This window comes from Sphingomonas sp. BL2 (genome assembly GCF_056680015.1).
On the sequence record NZ_CM155261.1, the window covers coordinates 3,835,759 to 3,847,972 of the forward strand.

The following is a 12,214-nucleotide window of genomic DNA, read 5'->3' on the forward strand; positions in this document are numbered from 1 at the left end:
AGGGTTTAAAATCGATACCGTGCAAGGTTAGTGATATTTGTGACCAATCCCTCGACGGCGAGGGGATTGGCAATCTGGCGTCGTCTTAATCATCCGCACTATCGAATGGCTAACTGGGCGAACCCAGTGTTGTCATTGATGGTGTGAGACTCTCAAGCGCGAATAGAGCAATTAGTATCGGTTAGCTCCATGCGTTACCGCACTTCTACATCCGATCTATCAACGTCGTGGTCTCCGACGGCTCTATGAAATCTTATCTCGAGGGAGGCTTCCCGCTTAGATGCTTTCAGCGGTTATCCCGTCCATACATAGCTACCCAGCTGCGCTCCTGGCGGAACGACTGGTACACCAGAGGTATGTTCAACCCGGTCCTCTCGTACTAGGGTCAACTCCTCTCAAATTTCGACGCCCACGGCAGATAGGGACCAAACTGTCTCGCGACGTTCTGAACCCAGCTCACGTACCACTTTAATTGGCGAACAGCCAAACCCTTGGGACCTGCTCCAGCCCCAGGATGTGATGAGCCGACATCGAGGTGCCAAACAACCCCGTCGATATGAGCTCTTGGGGGTTATCAGCCTGTTATCCCCGGCGTACCTTTTATCCGTTGAGCGATGGCCCTTCCACGAGGGACCACCGGATCACTATGACCGACTTTCGTCTCTGCTCGACTTGTCAGTCTCGCAGTCAGGCGGGCTTATGCCATTGCACTCTAACAGACGGTTTCCGACCGTCCTGAGCCCACCATTGCGCGCCTCCGTTACTCTTTAGGAGGCGACCGCCCCAGTCAAACTACCCGCCACAGAGGGTCCCTGTTCCGGCTTACGGAACGAGGTTAGACATCAGAAACAAACAGGGTGGTATTTCACCTATGGCTCCACACCAGCTGGCGCCGATGCTTCAAAGCCTCCCACCTATGCTACACAGTTTCTTCCTAATGCCACTCTGAAGCTGCAGTAAAGGTGCACGGGGTCTTTCCGTCTAACCGCGGGTACTCCGCATCTTCACGGAGAATTCAATTTCGCTGAGCATGTCCTGGAGACAGTGGGGAAGTCGTTACGCCATTCGTGCAGGTCGGAACTTACCCGACAAGGAATTTCGCTACCTTAGGACCGTTATAGTTACGGCCGCCGTTTACCTGGGCTTCATTTCAGAGCTTGCACCCCTCCACTTAACCTTCAGGCACCGGGCAGGCGTCAGGCCCTATACGTCGTCTTGAAGCCGACTTAGCAGAGCCCTGTGTTTTTGCTAAACAGTCGCTACCCCCTGGCCTGTGCCCCCTCAAAGTGCTTGCGCATAGTGAGGGCCTCCTTCTTCCGAAGGTACGGAGGCAATTTGCCGAGTTCCTTCAGGACACTTCTCTCAAGCGCCTTGGTATACTCTACCTGACCACCTGTGTCGGTTTCGGGTACGGTCTATACGGTGGGGCTATTTCCTGGAACCATTTCGAAGCCATCCCAATCCGATAAGGGATGACAACACACATGATCCGTCACACACCACCAGGCCCACGAATATTAACGTGGTTCCCATCGACTACCCCCTTCGGGCTCGTCTTAGGGGCCGGCTCACCCTGCGCGGATTAGCCTTGCGCAGGAACCCTTGGTCTTTCGGCGAGAGGGCATCTCACCCTCTTTATCGCTACTCATGTCTGCATTCGCACTTCCGATACCTCCACGACCCATTACCAGATCGCTTCACAGGCTTACGGAACGCTCCGCTACCGCGTACCACATAAGTGGCACACCCTAAGCTTCGGCACGTATCTTGAGCCCCGTTACATCTTCGCCGCAGGACCTCTTGTTTAGACCAGTGAGCTGTTACGCTTTCTTTAAAGGATGGCTGCTTCTAAGCCAACCTCCTGGTTGTTTTGGAAGTCCCACATGCTTTCCCACTTAGATACGATTTGGGGGCCTTAGCTGTAGGTCAGGGCTGTTTCCCTTTTGACGACGGACCTTAGCACCCGCCGTCTGTCTCCCGCATATCACTCTTAGGTATTCGGAGTTTGGTTAGGTTTGGTAGATCTCGCGACCCCCTAGCCCATCCAGTGCTCTACCCCCTAAGGTGTTCGTGCGAGGCACTACCTCAATAGTTTTCGCGGAGAACCAGCTATTTCCCGGCTTGATTGGCCTTTCACCCCTAAACACAACTCATCCGGTAACTTTTCAACGTTAATCGGTTCGGACCTCCAGTGCATGTTACTGCACCTTCATCCTGGTCATGCCTAGATCGCCGGGTTTCGGGTCTAATACATCAAACTCTGGCGCCCTATTCAGACTCGCTTTCGCTGCGCCTACACCTATCGGCTTAAGCTTGCTTGATACATTAAGTCACAGACCCATTATGCAAGAGGTACGCTGTCAGGCCATAAAAGCCCTCCAACTGCTTGTAGGCAATCCGTTTCAGGTACTGTTTCACTCCCCTCATCGGGGTGCTTTTCACCTTTCCCTCACGGTACTAGTTCGCTATCGGTCACATACGAGTATTTAGGCTTGGAGGGTGGTCCCCCCATGTTCAGACAGAATTTCACGTGTTCCGCCCTACTCGAGTCCTGAATTCTCACTTTCGCATACGGGGCTGTCACCCGCTATGGCCGAACTTTCCAGATCGTTCTGCTAGTTGAAATTCAGGCACTGGCCTGGTCCGCGTTCGCTCGCCACTACTAACGGAATCTCGGTTGATGTCTTTTCCTCCAGCTACTGAGATGTTTCAGTTCGCCGGGTTCGCTTCACGAAGCCTATGTATTCAGCTAAGTGATACCTAACCTAATTAACTCGACCTGTGCGTTACCGCGCAGGTAGAATTAATCGGGATAGGTGGGTTTCCCCATTCGGAAATCGTCGGGTCAAAGCTTGCTCACAGCTCACCGACGCTTATCGCAGCGTGCCACGTCCTTCATCGCCTGTATGTGCCAAGGCATCCACGAATTGCCCTTACCTCACGCTTGAGAGTCCACACCACCAACGACATCACTGGGTGCGTTCCGAAGAACGTCACCAACTCGGCAGAGCAGTGCGCGTTGGCCTTTGTCAGGTGCGGATGATTATAATCTCAGCCAGATTATTTATATGATGATGTCGATATCTGGAGTCTCGAACCGCTCGTCCAGATCGCTGACGCCGAAGCGCTCACGAACCGCCGAAGCAATCCTCGTCCCCAAAATCGAGCACCTCACGGCATCGATTTTAAAAAACCCATTCACAATGTCAAATACGGGTCGTCTCGACCCAATCACCGTGCTCTCGCACGGCGAACCGTTTCTCTTCATCTCTAGGTTGTGGCTGATGGTGCATTGCCCGCGAGCCCGTCAGTCGCAGCGAAGCTGCGCCCTGTGGGCGCGCTCCGTAGCGCTGGCCGTTCTTGTCGTAGTGCGCGGCAGCTTTGCTGCCTCGTCTCTTCGACTGCGAAATGGTGGAGCCTATCGGGATCGAACCGATGACCTGATGCTTGCAAAGCAACCGCTCTCCCAGCTGAGCTAAGGCCCCAAACGCACTTGTGTGTGGTGGGCCTAGGTGGATTCGAACCACCGACCTCACCCTTATCAGGGGTGCGCTCTAACCAACTGAGCTACAGGCCCACACCCGCTGCGCCCGTCAGACGCAGCTGAACTGCGCCTAATAGGGCCCCCATCAAAGTAGTACTTTGATGGGACCCAGGGGCGCGCTTCGCGCGCTGGCCGAGCTTGCCCAAAGCCAAGACAGCGGATGCTGTCTCGTCTTATGGACTAACCTAGTGATGAAGGGACATGAGGACGGCGGCTAATGTTCTTTGGAATGGAAGAAGCTCTTCAGACAGGGTGGCACCCTATGCGGGCCTGTCAGCGCTTTCTGCCGATATCCTTAGAAAGGAGGTGATCCAGCCGCAGGTTCCCCTACGGCTACCTTGTTACGACTTCACCCCAGTCGCTAAACCCACCGTGGTCGCCTGCCTCTCTTGCGAGTTAGCGCAACGCCTTCGGGTGAATCCAACTCCCATGGTGTGACGGGCGGTGTGTACAAGGCCTGGGAACGTATTCACCGCGGCATGCTGATCCGCGATTACTAGCGATTCCGCCTTCATGCTCTCGAGTTGCAGAGAACAATCCGAACTGAGACGGCTTTTGGAGATTAGCTCACACTCGCGTGCTTGCTGCCCACTGTCACCGCCATTGTAGCACGTGTGTAGCCCAGCGCGTAAGGGCCATGAGGACTTGACGTCATCCCCACCTTCCTCCGGCTTATCACCGGCGGTTCCTTTAAAGTGCCCAACTAAATGATGGCAACTAAAGGCGAGGGTTGCGCTCGTTGCGGGACTTAACCCAACATCTCACGACACGAGCTGACGACAGCCATGCAGCACCTGTGTGCAGGTCCCCGAAGGGAAGAAATCCATCTCTGGAAGTCGTCCTGCCATGTCAAACGCTGGTAAGGTTCTGCGCGTTGCTTCGAATTAAACCACATGCTCCACCGCTTGTGCAGGCCCCCGTCAATTCATTTGAGTTTTAACCTTGCGGCCGTACTCCCCAGGCGGATAACTTAATGCGTTAGCTGCGCCACCCAAACACCAAGTGTCCGGACAGCTAGTTATCATCGTTTACGGCGTGGACTACCAGGGTATCTAATCCTGTTTGCTCCCCACGCTTTCGCACCTCAGCGTCAATACATGTCCAGTCAGCCGCCTTCGCCACTGGTGTTCTTCCGAATATCTACGAATTTCACCTCTACACTCGGAATTCCACTGACCTCTCCATGATTCAAGCGATGCAGTCTAAAAGGCAATTCCAGAGTTGAGCTCTGGGCTTTCACCTCTTACTTACAAAGCCGCCTACGTGCGCTTTACGCCCAGTAATTCCGAATAACGCTAGCTCCCTCCGTATTACCGCGGCTGCTGGCACGGAGTTAGCCGGAGCTTATTCTCCCGGTACTGTCATTATCATCCCGGGTAAAAGAGCTTTACAACCCTAAGGCCTTCATCACTCACGCGGCATTGCTGGATCAGGCTTTCGCCCATTGTCCAATATTCCCCACTGCTGCCTCCCGTAGGAGTCTGGGCCGTGTCTCAGTCCCAGTGTGGCTGATCATCCTCTCAGACCAGCTAAGGATCGTCGGCTTGGTGCGCCTTTACCACACCAACTACCTAATCCTACGCGGGCTCATCCCTCGGCGATAAATCTTTGGACTTACGTCATCATCCGGTATTAGCAGTCGTTTCCAACTGTTATTCCGAACCAAGGGGCAGATTCCCACGCGTTACGCACCCGTGCGCCACTAAGGCCGAAGCCTTCGTTCGACTTGCATGTGTTAGGCATGCCGCCAGCGTTCATTCTGAGCCATGATCAAACTCTCAAGTTTATGTCACCAGCCAATCGCAGTGGAATTCCACGATCAACCAGCTCATCTCAAGGAGCCGCTCTGCACAATATCATTCAGACGCCCTACCCGACCAAAGCCAGACAGAGCGTCCATTACATATGGAATATGTGAAGGACATATGAGAACGACTTAGCTTTAAACGATACTCCGGAGCCTTGAGGACCCCAGAAACCGCAAGCCGCCGCCCACATGTCCCTTCATCTTAACCTACAATGTCAAAGAGCCGACAAAAATACCGACACTCGCATAACCCTCTCTTCCGAGAAAGCTTGGAGCATCTAGTTTTTTGCGACCGCCGCGGTAGCCGGTGAGGCCGTCCGCTGCGGTGACACCCCTCTAGGGCCACCTCCCCGACCCGTCAAACACTATTTTACAGTTTTTGGTCGGTTTTTGGAAAAACAGGGTGGCGCGCCTGAGCCAGCCCTCCGTCGGCCTTAGCGAGGATGCAGCCGGGCGAGCGCGATGCCGGCAAGGTTCTGGGCTCGACCGATATGCCGGATACGGACGCGGTCAAAACGTTCGGCCAGTTCCGCGAACCTATTACGGTGCACTTCCAAGTCTGCCGAACGGCACCGCGCCTTACCGCTGGCTTGCGTCACGACCAGGGTAGAATCGCCCAGCAGCGTGATGTCGCGATCGCCTTCAAGTTCAGCGATCTCCAACGCATGGATCGCGGCTAGCCATTCGGCGTCGTTGTTTGTGCCATCACCCAGATCGTGCCGGTAGTGGGTAACGCCCTTACGGACGACAGCAGATTCGATCGGGCCAGGGTTTGGCCGGCATCCGCCATCGAAGAACAGCTTGATCGACTGCCCGTATGTCATCAGGCCTTCGCCGTTGCTTTGCTCGACGGGTTACGCTTCCTGTGTGCCAGCGCTGCGCCGATCGCGATCATGCCAAGGCCAGCGACTGGCGAACCACGACGGATCGACCGCAGACCGCCCAGCGCCAGGAGCGACGCGGGCAAGCCTGCATGCACGCCACTCAAATGAACTACGGCCAAGACCCCTGCTGTATCCGGCTCTGCAGCCTGAACAGTTGGCTTCGGGTCAACGTCTTTTGCAACCGCGTCAGCGACGGTCGCGCCTCGCGTTCCCATGGGAGTGGCCCCGCCGGTCGTCGTATCGCTCGTCGTCTGGTGTTCAAGTTCCGAATTCAGCTCTGCGCCGAGCAGGAACACATAGGCAGAGAGCCACAGCCATGTCAGCAGCACGATGACCGCGCTCAGCGAGCCATAAGTCGCACCGTAATTTCCGAAGCGCGACACGTAGACGCCAAAGCCTATTGTCGCTCCAAGCCAGATGACGGTCGCGGCCAGCGATCCAGGGGTCAGCCACGTCCACTTCGCCTTGTGTCGGTTAGGGCCGAACCGATACAAGCACGCCGCCGCCGTGACGCCCAGCGAAGCGAGCACGCCGTAACTTAAGAGGCGGATCGCAAGGAGCAGGATCTCTGGCGCGCCGGGTATCAGGCTATCGAGCAGCGCAAACGCCGCGGTCGAGAGGGCGGCGACCAACGCCAGCATCACCGCGCCACCGGTAATCGCGAAGGCCAGCAGGTTCAGCGTTATGAACCCGCGGGTTTCCTTCTCTTCATAGGCGATGTTGAGCGCGGTAACGATCGACGATGCACCCTTCGTGCCGCCGTACAAGGCGATGCCCAGCGCGATGACGAGGCCAAAACCCTTCTTGCCCTCCGACGTATTGACGACGGTCGCGAGCTGGTCGCCGATCACCCTTGCCGCATCGTCGGGAAGGACGTTGAACAGCGCGCGGATGTTCGCGACCACCGTCGCGGTGTCGGCGACCAGACCGTAGATCAGTACCACCGACGCCAGCAGCGGGACGATCGCGGCAAACCCGTAGAACGCCGTACCCGCCGCGATCAGGCCTATATTGTCGTCGTTCCCTTCGGCCCAGGTACGCTTCAGGACTTTCCACCATTCGCGTGCCGACATCGACCAGGGGCTGGTGGCCTCATGCTCGGGTCGTGTTTCGTTCGTGTTCAGCGTCTTGCCCCCCAGTGCCGGTACCCTGCGCCTCAACGCCGCGCGGACGCAAACGTGCCGTCAGAGTTGCCGCAACGCCTGCGCCGGCCGCGCGCCGAGAATGGGCCACGCACCGATCAGGCCGATCACCATCGTCAACCCCGCCCCGCCAAGTAACGTCGTCAACACCGTCGCGTAATCCGGCCGCCATTCGAAACTGAAGAGTTGCGTGACGACATACCACGCGCCGCCGAGCCCGAGCAGTAACGCGAGTACCGACAGCACGATGCTGAGGAACGCGTATTCGAGGGCCTGTACCGCGAGCACCTGCCGCCGGGTTGCACCGAGCGTGCGCAGGATCACGCCGTCATAGGTACGCGCCTCTCGCGCCGCGGCGATCGCGCCGATCAGCACGGCGATCCCGGCGAGGATCGCTACCGACGCTGCCGCGGTGATCGCGGTCGCCATCTGTGAGACGATGTCGCGGACCTGGCCGAGCAAGCCGCGAACCTCGATGACCGACACGGAAGGAAAGCGCGGCAGCAACGCGCGCATCACGGGCGCTTCCTGCCCGGGTGCGAGCTCGATCGTCGCGGCGAGGTTATGCGGCGCGTCCTCGATCGCGTTAGGCGAGAACACCATGACGAAGTTGAAGCCGAGCGTATCCCAGCTAATCCGGCGGAACGACGCGATGTGCGCGGTCCGCTCGACGCCGAGTAGAGTGTAGGTGAGCGGATCACCGATCTTGAGGTCGAGCACCTTGGCCAGTCGCTCGTCGATCGAGACCAGCGGCCGCCCCTTATAGTCACGCGGCCACCAACGACCGGCAGTCAGTTCGCTGCCCTCGGGCAAGCTCGCGGCGTAAGTCAGTCCGCGCTCGCCGCGCAACGCCCAAGCGCCGTCGGGCAGCGTCTTGAGATCGGCAACGCGCGTCGTTCCATAGCCGGTGATCGTACCGCGCATCGCCGGCACGGTGCGGATGACGGGGTGGGTCGCTACGCCTTCGATGGTCCGCCGGAACTCCGCCTCGCGGTCGGGGGGAACGTCCAATGCGAACAGCGCCGGGGCGCGCTTGGGTACGGTAAGCGCGATGTTCGCGTCGATGCTCGTGCGGATGCCGGCGAGCAGGACGAACAGCGTCAGGCCGAGACCGAGTGCGACGACCAATGTGCCAGTCCGCGCTCCGGGACGGTGCAGTCCGGCGATGGCGAGGCGGAGCAACGGCTTGCGCGAGCGGGGAAGCGCGGCGGCGATCCGGCGTACGGCCCAGCCGAACCCTGCCAGCACCAGCAACACGCCGGCCACCGCCGCGAGGAAGCCTGCGCTGAGGCCCGGCTGGTCCGCGGTCGACAGCGCGAGCGCGACGATCGCGGCGCCTGCACCGAGGACCCAAGGCAAGGTCCGGCGCAGCGGCACGGACCGGTTGCCGAACACGCCGCGCAACAGGCCCGCCGCGGGAATGCTCCCCGCCTCGATCAAGGGAGGCGCGGTAAAGGCGAGCGCGATCAGCATGCCGTAGGCAGCGGCGAGCGTGAGCGGCGCGAACTGGAGCGAAAAGTGCGGCGCAACCGGGAGAACGTTGCCCGCGAGCCAGATGATCAGCGGGACAGTCAACGCGCCCGCGATCAGCCCGAGGACGATCCCCATCGCTGCCACGACCGCGACTTCGAGAAGGTAGATCTTCGCGATCAGGCCGGACGTCGCGCCGAGCACTTTCAAGGCTGCGATACTACTGCGGCGGGCGGCAAGATACGAGGAGACGCCGTTGCCTACGCCAATGCCTGCGATGACGAGCGCAGATAGCCCGACCAGCAGCAAGAACTGCCCCATGCGATCGACGAAGCGTTCGGCACCGGGCGCGGCCCGGTCGCGCGTCTTGGTTTCCCAGCCCCCCGTCGGGAATGCCGCCTTGAACCGATCGACCGCGGTCATCGGCGAGGCGCCGGGTGAAAGGCGTACCCGGTATTTGCTCTCGTACAGGCTGCCGGGCTGGACCAGGCGGGTGCGTGCGATACCCGCCATCGAGACGATCGCGACGGGGCCGAGCGTGAAGCCTTCGCCGAGCCGGTCCGGTTCGTTCGCGATCACGCCAGCGACGGTGAAGTTGGCAATCCCGAGCCGTACGTGCGCGCCGCGACCGACCCCGAGCCTTTGCGCCAAGGCCGGGACGATCCAGATCGCCTTTGGATCGTCGACCTTCGCGACCGATCCACCCTGTAAGGCCAGCGTCCCGTAAAGCGGATATACCGCGTCGACGCCCTTGAGTTGGACCGGCACGCTGTTGGTGCCGCGGATCGCGGTCGCCTGCATCCTGACGGTCTCGGACACCGTGCCGAGCCGGGCCATCGCCGCGCGTTCGTCAGCCGTGGCGGCGCGCTGCGACGTGCCGAACTCGATATCGCCGCCGAGGATCGCGCTGCCGCGGGCCGCGAGCTCACCGTCGATCGACTGCGTCAGGCTGCCGATCGCGGCCAGCGCGCCGACGCCGAGGAACAGGCAGGCGAGCAGAAGCCGCAGCCCGCGAAACCGAAGATCGAGTTCGCGACGGGCAAGCCGCCACGCCAGCCGCCATTCGCTCACCGCAAGCGATCCGCGGCGATCCGACCGTCGGCGAGTTCGACGATGCGATCGCAGCGCGCGGCGAGCACGGGATCGTGGGTGATGATGATCAACGTAGCGCCGGTCGCGGCGCGCCGGTCGAACAACAGGTCCATCACCGATGCACCGGTCGCGGCGTCGAGGTTGCCGGTCGGTTCGTCGCCGAAGACCAGCGCCGGGCGCGGGCCTAGCGCGCGGGCGATCGCCACGCGCTGCTGCTCGCCGCCGGATAGTTGCGTGGGGTAATGGCCGATCCGGTGCGAGAGGCCGACTGCGGCGAGTTCCACCTCCGCGCGCTCGAATGCGTCGGTCATCCCCGCCAATTCCATCGGCACGGCGACGTTCTCGAGCGCGGTCATCGTCGGCAGGAGGTGGAAGGCCTGGAGGACAATGCCGATGCGTCCGCGACGCGCGCGCGCGAGGGCATCCTCGTCGAGCTTGCTGAAATCGAGGCCCGCTACCTGGACCCGGCCGCTAGTCGCGCGCTCCAGGCCGGACAGCACCGCCATCAGCGACGACTTGCCCGATCCGGATGGCCCGAGGAGCGCGACGCTGGTGCCCTGCGCGATGTCGAGATCGATGCCCTTGAGGATCGTCGTCGCGGCAGTCGATGCGCCGAGTGTCAGCGTGACATCGCGCGCCGAGATCACCATATCGGCAGAAGCAGGTTCGGACATGGAGACCAATATCTTGGAGAAACAGATGCGACGCTGGCCTCTTTATGGGGGCGGACTGGCGCTTCTCCAAGCGGGGTTGCTGGCCGGCTGCGATCGGACACCCGAGATCCCTGCCCCGCCGCCTGCGACGAACGTGGTCGCGCCGGTTGTTGCAACCCCAGCCCCGCAGGGTCTCGAGCGGCTCATCCTAGCCTTCGGGGACAGCCTGTATGCCGGCTACGGCCTCGACCGCGGGCAGAGCCTGCCCGATGCCTTGCAGAACCGGTTGCGCAAGGACGGTATCAACGCAACGATCGTCAATGCCGGCGTCTCGGGCGATACCAGTGCAGCGGGACGGCAGCGGTTCGCGTTCGCGCTCGACAACATGAAGCGCAAACCCGACCTCATCCTGCTGGGCTTGGGCGGCAACGATGTTCTTCGCCAGATTTCGCCGGCCGAGACGCGTGCCAACATGACGGCGATGATGGACGAGGCGAAGCGTCGCGGCATCCCGGTGATGCTGACAGGGATGATGGCGCCGCCCAATCTGGGTCCGGAGTATTCTTCGCAGTTCAACGGGATATGGACCGACTTGGCCAAGACCTATCATGCGACGCTCTACCCGTTCATCCTGGATGGCGTCATTGGTAACGCCGCGCTGATGCAGGCGGATCACGTTCATCCCAACCGGACCGGCGTCGACCGGATCACCGCCCGCGTTGCGCCGCTGGTGGAAAGCGCGTTAGGACGGTCGCAATGACGGCATTGCATCGTCATCGATAGACTTACAAAGGATCGCGCGATCCACGACGCGCGGTACGATTAATTGGCGGCGGGACGGCAATAGCCGCGCGCAAGGAAAAGGGTAAAGCATGCAATTGAGCGGTTTGATCGCACGACTGGGGCGGCATCTCGATCTCACCGACGCCGAACGCGAGGCGATCCTGCACGCCGAACGCGGTGAGCGACGGTTGCGTGCGGGCGATGTGCTGGTCGCGGAAGGTGGCGAAAGCCACGCGCTGTACGTCGTCCGGCAGGGGTGGCTGCACTCCTCGACCAAGCTGGTCACCGGCGGCCGCCAGATCCTGCGCTTCCACTATGCGGGCGACCTGATCGGCACGTCGAGCATGGCGTGGTCGCAGGCAGCGGCGACGCTGACAGCCATCTCGGACTGCATCGTGATCGATCTGCCGAAGACCGAACTCGGGCTGCTGTTCCGCGCGCAACCGCGCATCGCCGGGCTGCTCTATGCGATCGCCGCCGCCGAGAACGTCGCGATGAGCGACCGGCTGACGACGATCGGGCGGATGGGCGCGAGCGAACGGCTGTCGACGCTGTTGCTTGACATCATGGCACGGCTGCGCGTGACGGCTGGGGGGATCGTCGACTCCTTCGACCTACCGCTGACACAGACCGATATCGGCGATGCGCTCGGGCTGACCAAGGTGCACGTGAACCGGACGATCCGGGCGTTGGAGAAGGCGGGCGTGATCGAGCGGAACGGGCGGCGGGTCCGGATCGTCGACGAAGCGGCGCTGGTCGAGTCGACCGGCTTTACCGATCGCTACGGCGAGATCGAGACCGCGTGGTTGCCGCCCGCGGTTTGAGGGCTATCTGATCCT

At 60.6% G+C, this 12,214-nt stretch carries 6 protein-coding genes, 2 tRNA genes and 2 rRNA genes; 2 read left to right on the forward strand and 8 right to left on the reverse strand.

Annotation, left to right across the window (positions count from 1 at the left end; all coding sequences use genetic code 11):
* Positions 1 to 151 precede the first annotated feature (151 nt).
* The 8 genes from AC1ME3_RS17580 to AC1ME3_RS17615 all read right to left on the reverse strand — a co-directional run bounded on the left by AC1ME3_RS17580 (position 152) and on the right by AC1ME3_RS17615 (position 10,613).
* A 23S ribosomal RNA gene (locus AC1ME3_RS17580) occupies positions 152 to 2,947 on the reverse strand.
* Positions 2,948 to 3,409: 462 nt separating this feature from the next.
* Positions 3,410 to 3,485 (reverse strand) — tRNA-Ala (locus AC1ME3_RS17585).
* 15 nt (positions 3,486 to 3,500) lie between these two features.
* Positions 3,501 to 3,577: transfer RNA gene (locus tag AC1ME3_RS17590), tRNA-Ile, on the reverse strand.
* Between the two features lie 266 nt (positions 3,578 to 3,843).
* A 16S ribosomal RNA gene (locus AC1ME3_RS17595) occupies positions 3,844 to 5,330 on the reverse strand.
* Together the 16S and 23S rRNA genes with 2 tRNA genes alongside form the textbook arrangement of a ribosomal RNA operon.
* A 455-nt stretch (positions 5,331 to 5,785) precedes the next feature.
* Positions 5,786 to 6,175: a ribonuclease HI family protein gene (locus AC1ME3_RS17600; protein ID WP_480954200.1), complete on the reverse strand. Its 390-nt coding sequence runs from the start codon at positions 6,173 to 6,175 to the stop codon at positions 5,786 to 5,788.
* Positions 6,175 to 7,395 carry a YihY/virulence factor BrkB family protein gene (locus AC1ME3_RS17605; RefSeq protein WP_480954201.1) on the reverse strand — a complete coding sequence of 407 codons (1,221 nt, stop codon included), beginning with the start codon at positions 7,393 to 7,395 and terminating at the stop codon, positions 6,175 to 6,177. The genes AC1ME3_RS17600 and AC1ME3_RS17605 overlap by 1 nt, the downstream gene beginning before the upstream one ends.
* A 24-nt stretch (positions 7,396 to 7,419) precedes the next feature.
* A complete protein-coding gene (locus AC1ME3_RS17610; protein WP_480954202.1) occupies positions 7,420 to 9,918 on the reverse strand; it encodes an ABC transporter permease in 2,499 nt (832 codons plus the stop codon).
* Positions 9,915 to 10,613, reverse strand: coding sequence for an ABC transporter ATP-binding protein (locus AC1ME3_RS17615; protein WP_480954203.1), 699 nt, complete (start codon positions 10,611 to 10,613; stop codon positions 9,915 to 9,917). The genes AC1ME3_RS17610 and AC1ME3_RS17615 overlap by 4 nt, the downstream gene beginning before the upstream one ends.
* A gap of 25 nt (positions 10,614 to 10,638) precedes the next feature.
* Between AC1ME3_RS17615 and AC1ME3_RS17620 the strand changes: the two genes are divergently transcribed.
* Positions 10,639 to 11,352 (forward strand): arylesterase, encoded by a 714-nt coding sequence (locus AC1ME3_RS17620; protein WP_480954204.1) that lies wholly within the window; start codon positions 10,639 to 10,641, stop codon positions 11,350 to 11,352.
* 118 nt (positions 11,353 to 11,470) lie between these two features.
* The gene (locus tag AC1ME3_RS17625; RefSeq protein ID WP_480954205.1) at positions 11,471 to 12,199 is read left to right on the forward strand and encodes a Crp/Fnr family transcriptional regulator; all 729 of its coding nucleotides are present in this window, start codon (positions 11,471 to 11,473) and stop codon (positions 12,197 to 12,199) included.
* Positions 12,200 to 12,214 lie beyond the last annotated feature (15 nt).

Coding starts and splice junctions, on each gene's coding strand:
- AC1ME3_RS17600 (WP_480954200.1), bottom strand. CDS start 6,175: ATGACATACGGGCAGTCGATCAAGCTGTTCTTCGATGGCGGATGCCGG.
- AC1ME3_RS17615 (WP_480954203.1), bottom strand. CDS start 10,613: ATGTCCGAACCTGCTTCTGCCGATATGGTGATCTCGGCGCGCGATGTC.
- AC1ME3_RS17620 (WP_480954204.1), top strand. CDS start 10,639: ATGCGACGCTGGCCTCTTTATGGGGGCGGACTGGCGCTTCTCCAAGCG.